19 protein-coding genes, 2 pseudogenes and 1 riboswitch are annotated in these 20,449 nt (G+C 36.6%); of the genes and pseudogenes, 5 read left to right on the forward strand and 16 right to left on the reverse strand.

Features of this window, described 5'->3' with window-relative positions; all coding sequences use genetic code 11:
• Window positions 1-11: 11 nt before the first annotated feature.
• The 3 genes from C9J37_RS21805 to C9J37_RS21815 all read right to left on the reverse strand — a co-directional run bounded on the left by C9J37_RS21805 (window position 12) and on the right by C9J37_RS21815 (window position 1,998).
• Complete coding sequence (locus tag C9J37_RS21805; RefSeq protein ID WP_107897048.1) at window positions 12-1,073, reverse strand: M24 family metallopeptidase; 1,062 nt, start codon at window positions 1,071-1,073, stop codon at window positions 12-14.
• A gap of 2 nt (window positions 1,074-1,075) precedes the next feature.
• Window positions 1,076-1,510, reverse strand: a complete 435-nt coding sequence (aroQ, locus tag C9J37_RS21810; RefSeq protein ID WP_107897049.1) for a type II 3-dehydroquinate dehydratase — start codon at window positions 1,508-1,510, stop codon at window positions 1,076-1,078.
• Between the two features lie 62 nt (window positions 1,511-1,572).
• A complete protein-coding gene (locus tag C9J37_RS21815; RefSeq protein WP_107897050.1) occupies window positions 1,573-1,998 on the reverse strand; it encodes a hypothetical protein in 426 nt (141 codons plus the stop codon).
• Window positions 1,999-2,174: 176 nt separating this feature from the next.
• Between C9J37_RS21815 and C9J37_RS21820 the strand changes: the two genes are divergently transcribed.
• Window positions 2,175-3,149 carry a DUF1385 domain-containing protein gene (locus tag C9J37_RS21820; protein ID WP_029747087.1) on the forward strand — a complete coding sequence of 325 codons (975 nt, stop codon included), beginning with the start codon at window positions 2,175-2,177 and terminating at the stop codon, window positions 3,147-3,149.
• Between the two features lie 103 nt (window positions 3,150-3,252).
• On the opposite strand, the gene C9J37_RS21825 is transcribed toward C9J37_RS21820, so the two are convergent.
• The 12 genes and pseudogenes from C9J37_RS21825 to C9J37_RS21880 form a co-directional block, all read right to left on the reverse strand.
• Entirely contained in the window at window positions 3,253-4,161 is a 909-nt protein-coding gene (locus C9J37_RS21825; RefSeq protein ID WP_107897051.1) for an NAD(P)H-dependent flavin oxidoreductase, read from the reverse strand.
• Between the two features lie 64 nt (window positions 4,162-4,225).
• Window positions 4,226-4,957: an ABC transporter permease gene (locus C9J37_RS21830; RefSeq protein WP_107897052.1), complete on the reverse strand. Its 732-nt coding sequence runs from the start codon at window positions 4,955-4,957 to the stop codon at window positions 4,226-4,228.
• Window positions 4,954-5,679 (reverse strand): ABC transporter ATP-binding protein, encoded by a 726-nt coding sequence (locus tag C9J37_RS21835; protein WP_107897053.1) that lies wholly within the window; start codon window positions 5,677-5,679, stop codon window positions 4,954-4,956. Before C9J37_RS21835 ends, C9J37_RS21830 begins: the two co-directional genes overlap by 4 nt.
• Complete coding sequence (locus C9J37_RS21840) at window positions 5,669-6,133, reverse strand: DUF3021 domain-containing protein (protein ID WP_107897054.1); 465 nt, start codon at window positions 6,131-6,133, stop codon at window positions 5,669-5,671. The genes C9J37_RS21835 and C9J37_RS21840 overlap by 11 nt, the downstream gene beginning before the upstream one ends.
• Window positions 6,134-6,143: 10 nt before the next feature.
• Entirely contained in the window at window positions 6,144-6,584 is a 441-nt protein-coding gene (locus C9J37_RS21845) for a LytTR family DNA-binding domain-containing protein (protein ID WP_107897055.1), read from the reverse strand.
• 146 nt (window positions 6,585-6,730) lie between these two features.
• A complete protein-coding gene (locus tag C9J37_RS21850) occupies window positions 6,731-7,030 on the reverse strand; it encodes a DUF1871 family protein (protein ID WP_167397387.1) in 300 nt (99 codons plus the stop codon).
• Window positions 7,031-7,176: 146 nt separating this feature from the next.
• Window positions 7,177-8,175: an LCP family protein gene (locus tag C9J37_RS21855; RefSeq protein WP_107897057.1), complete on the reverse strand. Its 999-nt coding sequence runs from the start codon at window positions 8,173-8,175 to the stop codon at window positions 7,177-7,179.
• Window positions 8,165-8,692, reverse strand: a complete 528-nt coding sequence (locus C9J37_RS21860) for a sigma-70 family RNA polymerase sigma factor (protein WP_107897058.1) — start codon at window positions 8,690-8,692, stop codon at window positions 8,165-8,167. Before C9J37_RS21860 ends, C9J37_RS21855 begins: the two co-directional genes overlap by 11 nt.
• Window positions 8,693-9,419: 727 nt before the next feature.
• Window positions 9,420-11,192 (reverse strand): annotated as a pseudogene (locus C9J37_RS21865) (vitamin B12-dependent ribonucleotide reductase); the annotation flags it as partial.
• Between the two features lie 240 nt (window positions 11,193-11,432).
• Window positions 11,433-12,314, reverse strand: coding sequence for a DUF559 domain-containing protein (locus tag C9J37_RS21870; RefSeq protein WP_107897059.1), 882 nt, complete (start codon window positions 12,312-12,314; stop codon window positions 11,433-11,435).
• Window positions 12,315-12,407: 93 nt separating this feature from the next.
• A pseudogene (locus tag C9J37_RS21875) lies at window positions 12,408-13,205 on the reverse strand (ribonucleotide reductase N-terminal alpha domain-containing protein); the annotation flags it as partial.
• 191 nt (window positions 13,206-13,396) lie between these two features.
• On the reverse strand, window positions 13,397-14,227 hold the full coding sequence (locus tag C9J37_RS21880) for an octanoyltransferase LipM (protein ID WP_167397388.1): 831 nt from the start codon (window positions 14,225-14,227) through the stop codon (window positions 13,397-13,399).
• A 124-nt stretch (window positions 14,228-14,351) separates the two neighbouring features.
• Here C9J37_RS21880 and C9J37_RS21885 point away from each other — a divergent pair, with 124 nt between their 5' ends.
• Window positions 14,352-14,738 (forward strand): rhodanese-like domain-containing protein, encoded by a 387-nt coding sequence (locus C9J37_RS21885; RefSeq protein ID WP_024361208.1) that lies wholly within the window; start codon window positions 14,352-14,354, stop codon window positions 14,736-14,738.
• Window positions 14,739-14,911: 173 nt separating this feature from the next.
• Here the strand turns inward: C9J37_RS21885 and C9J37_RS21890 are convergent, their stop codons facing one another.
• Window positions 14,912-15,826, reverse strand: coding sequence for a tetratricopeptide repeat protein (locus C9J37_RS21890; protein ID WP_167397389.1), 915 nt, complete (start codon window positions 15,824-15,826; stop codon window positions 14,912-14,914).
• 229 nt (window positions 15,827-16,055) lie between these two features.
• Window positions 16,056-16,132: riboswitch (glycine riboswitch) on the forward strand.
• 171 nt (window positions 16,133-16,303) lie between these two features.
• On the opposite strand from C9J37_RS21890, the gene C9J37_RS21895 reads away from it, so the two are divergent.
• The 3 genes from C9J37_RS21895 (at window position 16,304) to C9J37_RS21905 (ending at window position 20,376) form a co-directional block, all read left to right on the forward strand.
• On the forward strand, window positions 16,304-17,650 hold the full coding sequence (locus tag C9J37_RS21895; RefSeq protein WP_107897062.1) for an amino acid permease: 1,347 nt from the start codon (window positions 16,304-16,306) through the stop codon (window positions 17,648-17,650).
• Between the two features lie 541 nt (window positions 17,651-18,191).
• Window positions 18,192-19,181: a ThiF family adenylyltransferase gene (locus tag C9J37_RS21900; protein ID WP_167397390.1), complete on the forward strand. Its 990-nt coding sequence runs from the start codon at window positions 18,192-18,194 to the stop codon at window positions 19,179-19,181.
• A gap of 28 nt (window positions 19,182-19,209) precedes the next feature.
• Window positions 19,210-20,376, forward strand: a complete 1,167-nt coding sequence (locus tag C9J37_RS21905) for an MFS transporter (RefSeq protein WP_137067782.1) — start codon at window positions 19,210-19,212, stop codon at window positions 20,374-20,376.
• Window positions 20,377-20,449 lie beyond the last annotated feature (73 nt).

Genomic DNA, 20,449 nt, shown 5'->3' on the forward strand with positions numbered 1-20,449 from the left:
TCCTCCATTGTTTATAAGATGATAAGTTCTTTTGTCGAATGTGTTAGTAGTTCATTACTTGATTCAGTGATTAAAATATCGTCTTCGATACGAACACCACCGACTCCTGGTACATAAACACCTGGTTCAATCGTCACGGCCATTCCCGGCTCTAAAACCGTATTTGATCGTTTCGATAGCCCAGGGCCTTCATGTACTTCAAGACCAATCCCATGCCCTAATGAATGACCAAATGCCTCACCATAGCCTTTTTCTGTTAAATAGTCACGTGCAATGGCATCTGCTTGAATACCTGTTAAGCCAGGACCAACTTTTTCAAGTGCTAAAAGTTGTGATGCAAGGACTGTGTTGTACATTTCTACTAATTTTTCAGATGGCTCACCAACTGCCACCGTACGTGTTATATCCGAAATATAGCCATTGTATAGCGCACCAAAATCAAGTGTGACAAAGTCGCCTTTTTCAATAACTTTATTTGTTGCAACACCATGTGGTAGTGCCGAGCGAAGACCAGACGCTACAATTGTATCAAAAGAGGACTGTGTTGCTCCTTGTTGTCGCATGAAAAATTCTAATTCATTCGAAACGTCAAGCTCTGTTTTACCTGGCTTGATGTAGTCTAAAATATGTGTAAATGCGTGGTCAGCAATTTCACACGCAACCTTAATAATATTAATCTCTTGTGCAGTCTTAATCAAGCGAATTTTTTCAATTAATCCAGAAACGGGCACTAAATCAGCTTGAATTACATTTTTATACAACTCATATGTACCATAGCTGACAGAATCTTTCTCAAAGCCCAATAATTTAATACCCATCGCTTTGACTTGTGTCGCAATTTCTTCTAGGAGTGTTACTTCATGTTGCACAATTCGGTAATCCTTAATTTGTGCAGTTGCTTGCTCTGTATAGCGGAAGTCTGTAATAAACACAGCATCATTTTGGGACACAATCGCTACGCCAGCCGTACCAGTAAAACCTGTCATATAGCGGCGGTTATACTCGTTCGTAATTAAAATGCCATCGATGTTTTGTTCTTGAAGTATTTTACGAAGCTTTTGTAATTTCAACATAATTATTTCTCCCTCTCAATAAAAGTGCGTAGTGCTAGTTCATAGCCTTTTGTACCAAGTCCACTAATTTGACCTAGACAGGCTGGGGCAAGATAAGAATGGTGGCGGAATGCCTCACGTTTGTGGATATTGGAAATATGTACTTCAATAACCGGTACGGTCACTCCTGCAATTGCATCATGTAATGCTACACTTGTATGGGTATACGCACCTGGATTAAAGATAATCCCATCATACTTTTCATCTTCCGCCTCGTGCACCCAATCTACAAGAACACCCTCGTGATTCGATTGACGAAACTCGACTGTAGCACCAAGAGAAGCCGCAAGATTTTGAATATTATTTTTGACATCGTCTAGTGTTTCATGGCCATAAATATGTGGCTCACGCTTTCCAAGTCGATTTAAGTTTGGTCCATTCAAACATAAAAACTTCACGCAGTATTCGCCTCTTTCTATGTACTTGTTTTTTATTTTATCATACCAATTGCATACAGCAACTAATTTCCTTTTTGTGCTGTATGCTCTTTGTAATGAAAATTAGCTGTTTCAAGTAAAAAGCGCAAAAGGCAAATAACTACGACCATAAAAGGGATTGATAATTTTTTAAAAGATGAGGATTGTAACGGTAAATCCAAAACAAACCACTCCAATGTGATTGTTACCAAAAGTCCGAGTAAAAATGAAGTCAAGATTGCAGGTATAATATGAGTATATCGTAACGTCATATATAAAAAGAATCCGACTAAAAACAGTGCTAACGTTAAAAAACTCCAATGAAATAGTTTAGAACTATCTTCGAACAACTCCCATTTTTTATAAAAACCTATTGGATTCCAACGAATAAAATGAAAAAAATGAAGCCCTTTTAAACATAATGCTAACACGATTGCATTAACAGCAGCGGTTATTAGTCCTACTTTCAAAGCTACCCCTCCTATAAATAAGCAGCGTGCACATCGCTTACACGTCCTGTCTTTAGCTAATGGCACTGAATGATACATAAGCGCTCTTCCTAAAAAAGCAAAATTATACGATAAGTGTAGCCATAAAGAAAATTTACTATGCGTACCTCTAGAGGTTTTTCGCTAAATTTAGTACAATGGTACAGTTGAAATATATAAAGAGAGTGGTGTTAGCCTTGAGCAATTCACCTGTATACGGGGGACAAGCACAATTAGAGGGTGTGATGTTCGGAGGGAAGGAACATACGATTACTGCCATTCGCCGTAACGATGATTCCATTGATTATTATCATTATAAAAAAGTCCAAAAACCAATCCTGCAAAAGCTTAAAAAAATTCCATTTGTACGTGGGGTTGTTGCACTTATTGAATCAGCAGGTTTAGGTTCACGTCATATGCAATTTTCAGGGGACCGTTATGACGTTACACCTGGCGAAGAAGTCGAAAATGTAGAAGAAAGCGGCTCAAAATTACAAATGATTTTAGGCGTAGCCGTTGTCGGGATTCTTTCTTTCCTATTCGGTAAATTTGCATTTACATTAATTCCAGTGTTTATTGCGGATTTATTCTCACCATGGATAGAAGGGAAAGTTGGTCAAGTGCTTCTCGAAAGTGGCATTAAGCTTCTTCTACTGCTTACCTATCTATATTTTATTTCTTTAACACCAATTATTAAACGCGTTTTCCAATATCATGGTGCCGAGCATAAGGTCATTAATTGCTATGAAGCTGGTATGGATATTACTGTGGAAAATGTGCAAGCTCAATCTCGTTTACATTATCGATGCGGTAGTAGCTTTATGCTATTCACTGTGTTCGTTGGTATGTTTTTATATTTCTTCGTACCTACAGACCCGCTGTGGTTACGAATTGTAGACCGTATTTTATTAATTCCTGTTGTATTAGGGGTATCATTTGAAGTACTACAAGCAACAAATGCATGCCGCAATATTCCTTTGTTACGCTATTTAGGCTATCCAGGTCTATGGTTACAATTACTGACAACAAGAGAGCCGATGGACGAACAGGTCGAAGTTGCGATTGCCTCATTTAATATGCTACGTCGAGTTGAACAACAACCTGAAATTGCTGCAACATTGAATCACGATTAATAAAGATCCACAACTAAGACAATACAAAAACGCACAATTGTTGGTTAAACAGCATTGTGCGTTTTGTTTTTCCTAACATCCTGAAAGGGCCCCCTTCCAGCAATTACAAAGACTGTACCACATTCAATCGTTGTTTTGCGCTTTCATATTCCTCATGTAATGACGTAATAATTTCACGCACAGACTCACGTTTTTCAATCGTTGTGACACCATGTCCTGCCGACCAAATATCACGCCAAGCCTTCACATTTACAAGGTGTGTTAAATCAATAGCCTCTTTTGGCGTTAATGTCGACGGGTCAATCCCTTCTTTTATTAAGGATGGAATTAGCACATTGACAGGCACGCCACTAAAGGCATCTGTATACAAAACATCATCTGTTTTACTTTCGATAACCATGTTTTTATAAGCCTCTGGTGCATCTCCTTCATGACAAGCAATAAAGCGAGTGCCTAAATAAGCATAGTCCGCTCCAATAATTTGCGCTGCCAATACATCTGCACCACTTGAAATAGAGCCTGATAAAATAATGGTGCCATTAAAGAATTTTTTGACCGCAGCGACAAAGCCGAATGGATTCAGTTGTCCACCATGTCCACCAGCTCCTGCACACACAAGAATTAACCCATCTACTCCCGTGGCTGCCGATTTCTCAGCATGCTTGACATTTGCCACATCCGCATAGACCTTTCCCCCATAACTATGCACAATATCAATAACACGCTTCGGGTTGCCAAGCGATGTAATAACAATAGGTGGCTCATATTCTTCAATTAATTGTAAATCTTCTTCAAAACGAGCATTCGCTACTGGATGACATATAAAATTGACGGCCCATGGCTCTGTTGGCAACGCCTCTTTAATCTCTTGAAGCCAGTCTGCGCAAGTTGAAACGGGTCTTGCATTTAATAATGGAAACGAACCAATAGCCCCTGCTCGACTTGCCTCGATGACCATCGCTGGATTCGAAATTAAAAACATTGGTGCTACCATAATTGGTAAACGTGACATACTCTCTCCCCCTTTCTATATAAACATTCGAGCTGTCTTCCAAAATCCCTACTTTAAAATTCAATTAAAAATGCGCTCGCATTTTTTGCTTAAAAGCTAAATTGACAATAATAAACGTGAAGAGCGTATAAACAATGACTACAGAAAGGGGTAGGATAGCATCATCATAATGTCCATTTAGCACATCTCGTGCAGCATCCACCGCATAAGCAAATGGAAGCAAATTCGCTATCTTTTGTACTGTACCTCCAATCATATCTAGCTCAAACCATGTACCACTCAACCAAGTAGCGATATTTACAAATATTGCGAATAAGCCACCTACTTGTTTATCTGTAAATAATGTCCCTAGTAGCAACCCAATTCCGATATATAGTAAGGAAATAATAAGTAGCACGACTACTAATAGTAAAGTATAAAAATCCAATGTTAAGCCTAGAAACCCTGCTGTTAGTAAACAGAAAACAATTTGTAAAATGGCAATCGGTAATAAAGGTAAAACATACCCGACAATATAATCAATAGCGACCATTGGAGAAGCAAAGATACGCATTAAAAATGAGGTACTTTTATCTCTCCCCAGTAACATACCCGAGAAAAGTGTGAGGAATGAAAAACTAAAAACAATTACGCCTGGCGTTAGATTGTTGATTTCATATAATCCAAACGGAATATTTTTTTGCATGACTGAAAATAATCCCATCAGTACTATTGGTAAGCCAATACCAAAAAGAAGCGTTAATGGATCTCGTATAATTTCTTTATGATTTCTTGTTGCAAATACAATCGCTTTCAATGTAATACCTCCTTTGTTAACTCTAAAAATACTTCTGTTAATGTTGGTTTTCCCGTTTCATCTATTAATTGCTGCACTGTACCAAGAGCACATAATTTCCCCTGATTCATAATACCAACACGATTAGCTAACATTTCTATTTCCTCTAAATAATGAGTAGTTACAACAATCGTTACATCACCTTTTATTTGCAATAAAATTCTCCATAAATCACGGCGTGCTCGCACATCCATACCTAATGTGGGTTCATCAAGAAAAAGTATTTGCGGTTTCGACATCATGGCCATCGCTACACTTAATCTGCGCAAATAACCGCCTGATAGCACTTTTGCCCTTTTCTCCTTCACCGACGTCAAACCAAATAAATCCATTTGGGCGACTGCATGCTGTTGTGCTATTTGCTTTGAATCTCCGTAAATTTGGCCCATTAACAGCAAATTTTCCTGCACAGTTAAATTGGGAGCAACAGCCGTTTCTTGAGGAGAAATATTAATGATTTTCTTTACAGCCGTTTGACTGAAAACAATACTCTCTCCTTCTAAAATAGCATCTCCACTCGTTGGTGTTAAAAGACCACAAAGCATTTTAATCGTAGTCGTCTTTCCTGCGGCATTTTGACCGAGTAGTGCGAATAGTTCTCCCTTTTCAATACTTAAGGTCAACTGGTCAACTACCACTTGATTCTTATAATGTTTTGATAGTGCTTTAATTTCAATTGTCATCATACTCACCTCTTAAAAGTACTCCATTAATTTTTTCAATATCGCGTTTTGATAAATTATATTGTAAAAGCCAAGTCACAACATAAGTACCCAAAAAACTTGCTATTAAAGAAACGATATTTATAATCGTTTTAGGGGTCCACAATATCAAAACAATCGGAATCCAAACAAGTGCCGTTATAAAAAAATGTACTGTATATTGTTTCAACATCCCCCATTTCGCCATGTCAAAGATTAATGCAGCCAAGGCAAAAACGATACCAATCAACCCTGTTAACAACATTTGTGTAACAACAGCTGCTACCTCACTTTCAAATAACGCACGAAATTCAGGTAAAACGAATATATACCTTCCTTGTCCCAAGCCGATAGATAAACAAAGCTGTACAAATTGTCCAATCATAACACCAATGACGTATCCACCTAATATGCGGATCAGCAATTCTTTTTTCATGTTTTTCACCTCATATCCCTAACTGTTTCTTTATTTTGGCAACATAGCGCCTTGATGCAAACGTTTTAACATTGCCTTCTAGGAAAACACCAATCGTTCCTGTTTTACTTATATCCATGTATTTAATCTTCTTCCGATTAACAATCTCAGCATTTGATATTCGCACAAACATTTGGGAATTTAGCTTTGCCTCTAGTTCATACATGCGCAAACGAATCGTGTATATCTCGTCTGCCGTTTGAACGAGGACTTTTTTCCGCTCCGTATATAACCTTATAATGTCTTCACAATGAATAAGCTCTACCCCTTTATTCGACAATACCGGTAATGTATCTTCCTCTGTAGAAAAAATATTCCGCATGATTTGCTCGATTTCAGATGTCATTTTATCTGTGTATATAATTATTTTAGGTTCTCTACATAACGGATTAATGGATACTTCTACATTCATATCCTACACCCCCTTCATTCGCTTTCACTATAAAGATTTCAAGCAACGATGTAAATGCATTTTCGACAACCGGTCGTTTTCAATGGATAAGTGGGTATATAAAAAAGTGGCTATCCGTTTTATTTGACGAGATAGCCACTTTTATTTTAATTTGAAGTTTGATTCTCACTCTTTAAATCCTTGATTTTACTGTAAATTTCCAACGCAATTGGAAAGCAATTCGGAATTGCAAATACTTCATCTACCGAGAACATTTTCACAAAAACTTCATGTATCCTAACCGCTAAATTTTCAACAGAAGTTACTGTTGGAAGTAGCTCTACAATCATCCTAATTTCTGGGTCATATTCATCCTCAGGTGTGTAATGCAAAAATGGCTTTGGATCCCAATTATCAATGACTTCTTTAACAATTCGATAGTGCTCCATATTACCCCTCTTTAACATATTTTTCCCTCTTCTCGCCATTTAACGCTTCTTGTCCGCTTAATCATTCCAACCTTTTACATAAATATAAAAAGTGCGTTAAACTTATTAACGCACTTCTAGTATAAAAACATTTTCCTATAAATTACAACAAATCCAATGTTTAATTACTCAAATGTCGTTAACTCTTCGGAAATGGCTGTTAAAAAATCTTTCTCAAACGTAACATAATATTTTCCATCTATCATATCATCTCGAATGCCAGCACTTAACGATACTGATTTAATTGAATGAAGATTTATTTTGTTTTCAAACAATTGTTCTAGTGGTATATTGGCTTCAATTTGAGTGGAAAGTTCTTTTAATTTCGATTGCGCCATTTCGTTTTTCGTTTTATTCACCACAATTTGAATAAGATTTAATAAGTTTTCTTCCTTTAAATTTCTCCCGTCAGTAGCAGCCATCATTAATGCCACTACCTCTTCCCCATTTAAACGATTCGTTCCTTTTTTGAAATCTAGTCCTACTTTCGTGATAGCTCTTACGCGAGTATCTTCTTGCAAGTCATAATCTATACCGTTTATAGATGCGATCCATGCTGAGAAGGTCTCTAAGTCGATGACCGCATAATAATCAATGGGTAAATTAAATAGGTTGGAAACGGTCGTTCTTACATTTTCTGCTCCTCCTGAACCAAAAGCATAAGCAAATAATAATTTATCGTACACTGTAGTCCCACCATTGTTCGCTATCGGTGCATACGTTTCACGAGGAATCGACAGAACTTTCATAGCGTTTTTCTCTTTGCTATATGTAAGTAAAAGATTTAGAGGTATTCTATCGTCCTCCTGTTCTGCTTTCACCGTAATTAAAGTAGTGACAATTTGATCTTCCTGAACTGCTGTTGCACTATTGTTCCCGTCTTCATGAAAGCTCTTAGGCAACAAGGATGGCATAAATAAAACTAGACATAAGCCTAGCACTAATAACGAAACAAGCACTGGCAAAATCTTTTTTGAAGAAGGAACAAGAGACTTCTTTTGTACTCGGTGCTTCTTTTCCAACCTACCAATTTGTTCAAAAACCTTTTGTCGGTCTTCTTGCGTAAATCTTAAATCTTGATTAGAAATCTTCTGCATTTTATCTCTTAATCGTTTATCTTCCATTCAGTTCAGCCTCCTTTATCATCGACTCTAATCGTTGTTTGGCTCTTCTTAATCTCGTTTTCACTGTATTCATTGGAATATCCAATACTTCAGCAATTTCATCTGTCTTTAACGATTCGTAGTAGTAGAGATACACCACTTCCCGATACACTTTTGGCAGAGAAAAGATGGTATCCTTTAGTTCTTCATTATTGTATTTATCGATTACTGTTTTTTCTGTTGATGGGTAAATCGACTTCGCTGTTTCATGAATAAAACTTTTTACTTGTACCATTTTGAAATGCCAACTTTTTAAGTAATCTTTACATTCGTTAATTGCAATACGATAGAGCCATGTCCTTATTTGGGCATCATAGCGAAACGTATCCACGTTTTTGTAGCATTTGATAAACGTATTTTGCACCATATCCTTCGCAATTTCAGTATCTTTTACATAAGAAAATGCCAATCGTACCAACTCATCACCATATTCAATCATCATTTTTTCTAATAAGAAATCTTTTTCTGTTCTGTCCATCTACTACCCTCCCTTCCTCTCTTAAATTCTGCTATTAGACGATTAGCAAATGATTATAGGTTCAATTTTTTAAAAATAGTATTTAAAAAAGATTTTCTTTTTGAAAAGCTTCACCAATAAGAAGATGTCGGTATAAAAGAGAAAAAGTGTTAGATTGACCACGGTCAATCTAACACTTTTCTATGCCGTTGTTGCCGCTGCGGTACTTTCCGCTTTGCACAGTAAGAACGCAACCCTCGCTAACGCCTACTAAAAGAATACCCTCTTTCACCTTGTTCGTTTAAGAAAATCGCAAGGCTGATTAAATATTGAACGTCCTGTCGTTAAAGAAATATTACAACAACTGCATATATATGATGTTAATGAAGTAAACTATATGATAAAAATCGAACTGATTGGGAGCTTTATTCGTTCGTTTGACCCTTCATTTAGGAAGTAAATATTTCATAATAGAAGGTATTATTAAGAAAAGAGGAGAGATACGATGTTCGATCAAGTTGGGTATTTTATTTTACAAGCTCTGTTAATCCTAACAATTTTAGTTGTTACAGTTGGAATCGCGCTTGGAGAAACGCTGATTCGAAAAAAATAACACTCCACCCAAATGGATTTAGTTGAAGATACTTTCTTCATTACTATTCAGAACAATACTAACACAATTATCCAATAGAAAACCACCTCACCTCTAATATCTATAGAGGTGAGGTGGTTTACATTAGGTTTTATTTTACAAACCGCATTTTAATTGTGCACCACAGTTTGTACATGTGTTACAGCCACCCATTTCTTCGACTGTGCCTTTACGACAAACTGGGCATGTGTTCCCTACATCTGAGCCGATAACTGTTGTTGACTCAAGTGCTTGGATCGTATCCACTAATACGACTGGACGTTTTGCATGCTCTTCTACTAATTCTTCTTCAAATGATAATTGATCCATATCATTTTCTTCTGCTTTTAGTGTCAGAACTTGTGAATCACGGCTACCATCAACATAGACCGTACCACCTTTAGCGCCACCTTTATAAAGGCGCTCGTACACTTTTTCAACTTGTTCGACCGTATAGCCTTTCGGTGCATTTACTGTTTTAGAAATCGACGAATCAATCCATTTTTGGATAATGCATTGCACATCCGCATGCGCCTCTGGTTTTAATTCCATTGCCGTCACAAACCATTCAGGTAACTGATCTTCAGATACTTCTGGATGACGGTCTAAGTATTCTTGAACGATTTCTGCTTTTACTTCAATAAACTTGCCTAGACGACCAGAACGATAGTATGTGAACGAGAAGTATGGTTCTAGACCCGTTGCTACGCCTACCATTGTTCCTGTCGATCCTGTTGGCGCTACTGTTAGTAAATGCGAGTTACGTATACCTGTTGCTAAAATTTGCTCTTTAATGTGCGCTGGCATTTTTTGCATAAAGCCTGTTTCTGTAAAGGCTTTACGTAAACGTGCTGTTTCTTCCTCTGTCGCCCCTACTAGGAATGGGAAGCTGCCACGTTCTTTTGCAAGCTCTGTAGACGCCTCGTAAGCAGTTTCTGCAATTGTTTTAAAGATTTCATCTACAAGTGCATTGCCCGCTTCTGAGCCATATTCTTTTTCACAATAAATAAGTAAATCCGCTAAGCCCATTACTCCTAAGCCAACTCGACGTTCACCAAGAGCTTGTACACGGTTTTCTTCAAGGAAATACGGCGTTGCATCAATTACGTTATCTTGCATACGGACACCAACACGAACCGTTTCACGTAATGCTTCGTAATCAACTGTTTGATTTTCTTTATTGGCAAACTGCGCTAAGTTGACAGCAGCTAAGTTACACACTGAATATGGTGCAAGTGGTTGTTCACCGCAAGGATTCGTCGCAACAACACTTTGACCATATGCTTTTGCGTTTGTCATATCGTTGGCATTGTCTATAAAGAATATCCCTGGCTCTGCCGAATATGTTGCACAGACGTTAATAAGATTCCAAAGCTCTTTTGCTTTAATCGTACGATATGTGCGTACTTTATAGCCCATCTTCTCCCATTCACGTACGTCTCCAACTTTATGCCACTCACTATTGTAAACAGCCATTTCTTCTTTTGTATATTCTTCAACCGCTGGGAAACGCAGATCGAATTCAGCGTCCGCTTCAACAGCTTCCATAAATTCTTTCGTTAGCGTTACAGAAATATTAGCACCCGTTAAAAATTCTGGGTTATGAACTGTGTACGTTCCACCGTCACGCAATTTATTTTCGGCTTCACGAATAATGCCACTATCGAATCCGCCTAAGCCTTCGATGCCTTTATAATTCACAATGCCTTGATACATCGCTTCTTCTTGCATTGAAAGCGGCTTAAAGTTTAATTTTTCTTTCGCTAGACGAATAATCGTCTCATCTGCTGTATTTTCCATTAGGTATCGTAAAATACGTGGATTTTGCATTTTTGAAATAATAAATTCCACGATATCAGGATGCCAATCTGCCAGCATAATCATTTGTGCCAATTCCCCTTGCGCGGGTTCGTTACACCCACTCTCTATGTCACCATAGAAGTTGAGACCATATCTTACATCTAATTAGATGTCCTCGCACTTCGGAGTGACTTCACTCCTACTCTACTCACTTCCGCTATCCTAGCGTGTTTTCGATGGTCGTTGAACCTTCCTCATCCAATAGAGGCTTGGCTGCTGATTGTCTTTATCCCACTACTATTTTTAAGCATTCACGCTTACCGTTTCCAGTTACGTTGTAGCTAGCAGTGCATTTATAATGCGTTTTTTAACATTTTCAAAATCATGTTTTATCTCATCTTCCCAGAAACGGAGTAAATTGTAACCATTTGCTGCTGCAATTTGATTCTTTTCAATATCCCTTGCTTTTATTCGCTTTTGAACTGAATAGAAGGAGGAATAGAACTTTGGATTTCCGTGCCAAAAGTCCCCATCACATTCAATTAAGATATTCGTGTCCACTAAGTGAAAATCAAATTGTGCTCCTTCTAGTATAAAGGAATATTTATAGGGAATAGATTCTTCTAGCAGGAAAGACTCAATCATTCTTTCAATGCTCGTTTTTCTATAGGTTGCTCCCTCTATTTGCTTCAAAGCAGCTTGTCGAATTTTTTCTATCGTTTCTTTGCTGTATATCCCTGTCTTGCCACTATTCCAAGACGGGGTGCCATTCAACTTTCGAGTTTTGGCTGTTTTAGAAATAATAGTTTCAAAATGAAGCTTCTTTTGCTCCATAGACATCTCGTTATGCCACTTGCCAGTGTTTTGTGATCTAAGTTGACTTGCACATTCTTTACTGCAAGTTTTTGTCTGACGATGTTTTTCATCAAACAGTTTTCCACATATTACACAAGTTAAAGGGGCACCTTTTCCTCGACAGCTTCTACTGCAAAATTTATTGGGAATGCCTCGCCTTAGTTTAACTATGTTATTACATAAAATATATTGGCAAGTTACCATTTCTTTTGGATAAAAATGAGAAATTAAATAATCATTTAATGTTAAATTATGCTCATTTTTTAAATGAGTTGTAAACCACCCTTGCTTATTGTGATTAATTTTAAAACCACATATTAAACAAGTTTGAGGTTGCTTTGCATCATAAACTTCCATATTTTTCACCTCGATTAAAGTGATAATATTTCAGTCAAAGAGATCCCAGCAATTCACGAGGTTTGTTTACGCAGAAGCACTAAGATTATCCATACCTCTGCGCGAACCACCCTGTTCGACAAGGTGAGTCAGTTTTGCAATGTCATCTAGCCATGATACCGAACCTGACGATTTACCGTTCACACCACGTGCTAACGTGTTGCGAGGACGAAGTGTTGAACCATTTGTTCCTACACCACCACCACGGCTCATAATTTCCATTACTTGCTTGCGGTGATCACTGATTCCTTCACGTGAGTCCGCTACAAACGGCATTACATAGCAGTTAAAGAAAGTTACATCTGTTTCAGAACCTGCTCCGTATATGACACGACCAGCTGGTACAAATTTTAATGAAACGAGTTGCTGATAAAATTTTTCAAACCATTCTTGGCGTTTTTCAGCTGTTTTTTCAACAGAAGCAAGCCCTGTTGCATTTCGTTTAGCAATTTGTTCATAAAAAATTTCAAGAGGCTTTTCTAGCACGTCAATTGAACGTGTAATCACACCTGTTTCCTGCTCTTTTGGATCATCTAATGCGCTACGGTAGTCTTCTTCAATCAAAATATCAGCTGTTTTTGTAGCCATATCAATATGTTGAATTGTTCCTAAACCACGTGCGGGGAATTTTGGATCTGCCTTTACCGTTAATACGACGAAATCACCAGCTTTTAGCGTTTTCTTTTCCGTATCCTTAAACGAGTAGCGATCGATCATCACAAGTCTTGATACACCTTTATGTGTGATATGCATATCAGGCGTGACAGGGTGAACCTGTGGGAATTGCTCAATATCTTTGTTTAACTGTTCAATTTGTTTGTTTACATCGGGTTGATGATTTGTAAGTACCATCGTTTTGCCTCCCCTTACAATAATAAATACACAATATCATGTGCTGTTAAACACTACATATTGTGTATGTCGCTTATAAAAAGATACTATATATAGTTTTTAAATTCAACTCTTGCAATTTCGAATAGATTGGTTACTGCTTGCCATTACAAGGTTTAAACGATGAAAAAATATTTTTCTTATACCACATTTTACTTTTTAAAGTTCCAATCATCATGCGCATATTTTTTTTCTGCCAACTCATACACATATTTTAATTGCTCCTCAGAAAGTGTAAATGGTTTTAATTCAATTTGCAACGATTTTGCAAAACCATCTCGAAAAGCAGTTACACATTGTTCAATGGAAACAGGTTCTTTTACAAGACTATTAATGGCAACTGCCTTCTCCGGTAGCTTTTTGCGCATACGTTCTTTCGCCGCTTCACTTGAAAAATTAAAAACAGATAATAATTTATCCTCATCAAGATCAAGTAAAATCGCGCCATGTTGCAAAATAACACCTTTTTGACGAGTTTGTGCACTACCCGCTATTTTTTTCCCTTCAACGACAAGTTCATACCAACTCGGTGCGTCAAAACACACGGCACTTTTTGGCTGCTTCAAATCTGCCCTTTTTTCCTCTGTGTCAGGCACGCTGAAATAGGCATCCATTCCTAAATTATGAAAGCCTTGCAATATCCCTTCACTAAGTACTCGATACGCCTCTGTTACGGATTCAGGCATATTTGGATAACTTTCAGTAACAATGACGCTATATGTTAACTCATGTTCATGTAATACTGCTCGACCACCCGTTGGACGACGAACAAATCCTATTCCTTGTTCACGTAACGCATCTAAATTAATATCTCTTTTCGCTTGTTGGAAATAACCAATCGACAATGTCGCTGGCTCCCATTCATAAAAACGAATAACAGGAGGAATTAAACCCTCACTATGCCAATCAAGCAATGCCTCATCTAGTGCCATATTAAAAGAGGGACTACATTTTCCTGAATTTAGAAAATACCAAGTTGTCATTATGTCATCTCCTACATCTATCAATCATTTCTAGCCACAATCTAGTTAATTTTATCAAACTCATTGGACTATCGCCAGCGCATCTTTTATAATAATAAAGAAGATAGAAAGGGGTAAGAAGAAATTGGATATACTTATCACAATTGGTGTCGTTTTAGTAGTGCTAATTGCATATATCGCGATTAATGCAATGCGACTAAAAAAAGCCGTAACCAACCTAACACAAGAACAATTTATTGAAGGCTACCGTAAAGCGCAGTTAATCGATGTGCGTGAACAAAAAGAATTTGATGCAGGTCATATTCTCGGCGCACGAAACGTTCCTTCTACAGCATTACGTCAACGTTATAAAGAAATCCGCCCAGATTTACCAGTATATTTATACTGTCAAAATACAGGCCGTAGCGCGCGTGCTGCTCTTTACCTAAAAAAACGTGGTTACAATCAAATCTACCAGCTTGAAGGCGGCTTCCGTAATTGGACTGGTAAAATTAAAACAAAAAAACAATAAGCAAAGTTAATTCAATCAGGCTATAGCGACTATTTTACATAGTCCTTTCCCCAGTGAAGTAGGATACTAGCGCTTGTTTTTTTCATAAAAAGAATCCTTTCCAAATGTTTTGGTAAAGGATTCTTTTTGCTAATATTCAGAGTTTCTTCTATATAATAGTAGTTGTCTAACGACTAACCATCTAGTTCGCTGTCACCATGTCCTTCATCATGCATCGGACAGAAAAAAGTATAACAGCGTGAAGCGATACTCGGCTCATTTTGCATCATAATCTGATGCTGTAAATGGGCACTGTTCACCCGTTCCATATTCGCTCTAAGCCTTGCCTCTTCTTCTGCTACTTCTTCTTCCGTCCAGTCATCTTCCAACGTCTTATCAGCCAAGTCAGCCATTGTTTGCTTACATTGCTCCATAAAAGCTGTAATCACAGCTTTTTTCTGCGCCTCATTCCCTAATTGGTGAAGTACCCATACATAATCAGCAATCCATTCACCTGTATGGGCATAATGATTGTAGCCTTTTGCATACCATACAGCGGATTTTTGGTAATCCCCAATTCGCCCGTACAACTCTCCTAGCTCTACTTCACCTATAAAGCGTTCCTGTTCTTGTTCAATAATCGCTATCCACTTTTTAGCATGCTGAAAATCGTTGGCTAACACAAGACATTCGACAGCATGCAACAGCCCATAGTCCTCGGTTTCATATGATTTTATAAAAAGGCGAGCAGCCTGTTCATATTTTTGCTGTGCCTTGTATAGAGTTGCTAAATTGTGCGCTACGACTGGTGATTGAAATCGTTTATAGGCTTTTTCTAGCCATTTCTGAGCCGAATCATTGTCACCTCGGCGCATAGACAATTCGCCTAATAATGCATATGGGTAATACGTTTTTGGTTGCCATGCAACAGCCTGCAATGCATAGTGAAACGCTTCCTCGTATTGATCATGTTCCTTATAGTAATCTGCTAAATTATGCGCAACAATAAGATTTGCCTGTTCAGAAAATGCATCTAGCAATAATAATTTTGCTTGCTCACTCTCCCCTTCTTGTGCTAATAATCGTGCTGCTTCTTTTACTCGCTCCATTCCTTCACCTCTTTTAGCTTTATAGTTGTAAACATAATGATAATGCATCTATTGCTATATGTCTAAAATAACTATTTTTTGTAACAATTATATCAACATGAAACCAATTCTTCTTTTTACCTGCATACTACTGAAAATTGACCCTTGTATTATTGGCTAGTCATTGGTAGGATAAATAATATCTTAAAATAAAGATTGAAGCTATGAATGCTATGGATAAAACTATAGCAGGAGCATTTCTGGAGAGAGCGCAATTAGCGTCGCCGAAGGGTTCACTATCTCAGGCAAAAGGACAGAGGAGTAAGATAAACTTTCACCATGAAAGCTATACCACACGACGAATGTTACATTGTATATGTCACAAACTAAACCTTCAGTCACGGTATTTTTATTCTGACGTTTACGAGACTAGTGTTGCTACTAGTCTCTTTTTTATTTTCCAGCTAGCGCTTCTACGCATCTTATGGGGGAATAAACTTGGAACAGCATCAGTTAAAACGAGAATTAAAAAATCGCCATGTGCAACTTATTGCAATTGGCGGAACAATTGGGACTGGCTTATTTTTAGGATCAGGTAAAGCGATTGCTTTAGCAGGACCTTCCATTATTTTGGCTTACCTCATTGTTGGAATCGCCTTATTTTTTGTCATGCGGGCACTAGGTGAACTACTATTATCAAACGCAGGCTATACATCATTTACAGATTTCGCCACAGAGTACATCGGCCCTTGGGCTGGGTATGTCACTGGTTGGACCTACTGGTTTTGTTGGATAATGACTGCGATGGCAGATATTATTGCCGTCGGTGTCTATGTACAATATTGGTTTAATATTCCGCAATGGGTACCAGCTATTGGCTGTCTAGTACTCTTATTATTTCTTAATTTATTGACAGTAAAGCTTTTTGGAGAACTCGAATTTTGGTTTGCACTGATTAAAGTTGTAACAATTGTTGCATTAATAATTATTGGATTATTCATGCTATTCACAGGCTTTCAAACAACTTCTGGCACTGTATCAGTAAACAATCTTTGGGCACATGGCGGGCTGTTCCCGAACGGTATTTATGGCTTCTTAATGGCCTTCCAAATGGTTGTTTTTGCTTTCGTAGGGGTTGAACTAGTCGGTGTTTCTGCTGCAGAAACAGCAGATCCGAAAAAAAATATACCATCTGCAATAAATAAAATTCCATTGCGTATTTTACTATTTTATGTAGGAGCATTAACAGTCATTTTATGCATCAACCCTTGGTATGAAATGTCTGCTACAAGCAGTCCATTCGTACAAGTATTTTCATTAGCAGGTATACCTATCGCAGCAGGTATTATCAATTTTGTTGTGCTGACATCTGCGGCTTCAGCAGGCAATAGTGGTTTATTTTCTACAAGTCGTATGCTTTATAATCTTGGCCGTCATAAGCAAGCATCCGCTTCTTTTGCTAAGCTAAATAAAAACAGTGTGCCAAGTAACGCACTTGTGCTTTCAGCAATCGTTGTATCAGTAGGGGCATTACTTAGCAAGCTCATGCCAGAAAACGCCTTTAGCGTCGTGACAACGATTAGTGCTATTTGTTTTATTTGGGTATGGAGTATTATTTTAATCTCGCATATTATCTATAAACGTAAAAATCGCGCACTCCACGAAGCGTCGATTTTTAAAGCACCATTGACACCTTTTGTGAACTATTTAGTACTTGCTTTCTTCGCGTTTTTGCTAGTAATTATGTTGATTTCCGAAGCGACTAGAACAGCGCTTTTACTAACACCTATCTGGTTTATCGTTCTTTTCATTCTTTATAAAAGCAAAAATATCAACAATAGATAACAGCAATTTTATAAATTCGCGACAAATCCACAGCAAGACGCAATCACAATGCATTGCGTCTTGTCTTTCATTATAATAGATGATTAAATCGCCTACATTTCCCCAATTATCCAACACTACTATATGTAGCTATAGAACTAATATTGCTATCGCCTTAGACTATCAAGTTGTCAGGCGATAATAGCGATGACAAATAAACGTTTTCAACAAAAGTCTCTCCTCTTACAAACTTCATCTTTTCCAAAACAAACATATTATAAAACTAAAAGTAACCTCCTTTTTAGAGTGATTAATAGAAAGAAAAATAGTGCAATTTCAATTATTTATATATTGAAAATTTTCAGTTAATTCATTATAATGTCCCTAAGAAATTGGTTGGGGGTGATTTTTATGCTACCAGCATTTCGTAATGGCGATCGCTAATATTAGCAATTCGTAAAACCTAAATGGTTAATTTAGTAAATTAATTCCAATGAAGCAAAACAGGAAGAATTTATATTCTTTCTGTTTTGTTTTCAATCTTGAACGGAGGAATATTTCGATGACTCTATTAAAAATAAAAAAGACTTTACAACCTTTAATAGTAGAGGGAAAAATAATCTTTGGTTTTGGACAAGATGGGATAGAAAGGTCAATAGAAAAAAGTGAACTAAATATTGATATTTTAAAAGTACTAAATGGTGAGAAAGAGCGTGAACATTTAACAATTAGTACAGAAGAATTTAATAATAAAGTAGAGGCTCTAAAAGATTTAGGACTACTGACTATAAATGATTATGATAAACAATATAAATATTCACGCAACATTAATTTCTTTGAATGGATGGATATTTCAAATAATACAGACCCTTCAATTTATCAAAGAAAATTAAATAAAGCACATGTTTTAATCGTTGGTTTAGGTGGAATTGGTGCCAATGTATGCGAAATCTTAGCTAGACTTGGTATTCAAACATTCACAATCATTGATAATGATAGAATAGATGAAACAAATTTAACTAGACAGGGTACATATTTCAAAGAAGATATAGGAAAAAATAAAGTAGACAGAGTTGAAAAATATATAAAAAAAATAGATTCAAAAATTAATGTGAATAAAATAAATAAATATTTAGCGACAAAAAATGACTTGCAGGAGATTTTCAAAAAATATAACTTTGATATTTCGATATGTTGTGCTGACACCCCAAAACACGAAATTGACGTATGGTTTGATGATTTATCAATAGAGTTTAATAAACCTTTTATTTCAGGTTCCTATGCTTCTACAGTGATCAACACATTTTGTATGAATCCAAATTTAACGATAACAAGCTCTGAATTGTATGGAGAGCAAGGTGCACCAAGAGAACAACTTTTGGAAAACATTACATTCTCGACAAGTGTTATAGCACCCGTGACTTATATGGCTGCAGGCTTAATTTCCTATCAAGCTTTCAGCGTTATTACACAACTAAATTATAAACCAGAGGCAATTCAAATCGATTTATTTAATTGGAATGTATATAAATATGACCTTAAGAAAAAATAACAACTTTATTTACTTAATTTCCGGGAGAGTGATAACAAATTTTGGAGATAGCTTATATACTGTTGTATTAGCCTATATAACTATCTCTATATATAATTTAGGTGCAGATGCTTTGGCTCTCTTCGGATTAATCGCTTTTTTCCCCTCTTTAATTAACTTTGCCTTTGGATCTTTAATAGATAACTGTAGAAATAAAAAAGGCCTATTAATCACTTTTGAAATTGTACAATTACTATCTATAACAGGCATATTATTCACAGTATACTTTAGATTAGATATTCTATTAATCTTCATATGCCATTTTATATTTTCATTTGCAAACACATTGATATATCCAGTTCAATCCAGTTTTATTCCTCAAATACTACAATATAAAAAAACAGATATCGAACAATCTGTTTATGCCATGAATATTACAAATAATACCGTTGATATAGTATCAAATTTTTTGTCATCAATCATTCTTATATATATGTCTGTCATCAGTATACTCATACTTGACATGTTTACTTTCATTTTATGTATTGCATTATTCTTGAAAATATCTGTAAAAAATATTGGCTATACTCCTCCCAATAACAATCCTCTTCAAGAAAAAGCGAATTATAAAACTGATATTTTGTATGCCTTTAAATATTTTTGGCAAAAAAAGACACCGTCACGAATTGTTGTCATGGAGGGTATCTTAAGCGGTCTTACAACGATGGTAATGCGTATTGTTGGTGCTTATCTAGTTATACTAAACATTGGCGTGGAATATCTAGGTGTTCTATTAGCTATCCAGAGAGGATCAGAGCTTGTCGGAGTATTTCTCTCAAACCATATTAAAATGCCTTTTAAAAACTTTTTCATGATTGATTATCTGGTCTCTGGCGTTGCTATTACACTGATAGCTTTCACTGATAGTATAGCCATAAAAACCGTACTCTTTGCTTTAACATTTTTATTAATTGGTATGTCAGGTACAGTTTATGGAAAAATGATTTATCATTTTTATGAATATCAACATATTGGTAAAGTGACTTCTATTATCAATACCGTTTCGTCCTTTGCCATTGTTACATGTTTGTTAGTACCTATGATATATGATGATGTAGTAAATTTAATCATTATAACAGGAATTATCACTATTACGTTTGGTTTGTATCTTCTATTTTTCAATAAATCAAATGATTCTTTTGAAAAGATGTCATAACTTATATCCTCTTTCCCCGTAGACATCGAGAAAGCCAAATCTCTATGAATGCACACACTTTATGATTTATAAA

This window comes from Lysinibacillus mangiferihumi (assembly GCF_003049665.1).
GTDB classification, from domain to species: Bacteria; Bacillota; Bacilli; order Bacillales_A; family Planococcaceae; genus Lysinibacillus; species Lysinibacillus mangiferihumi.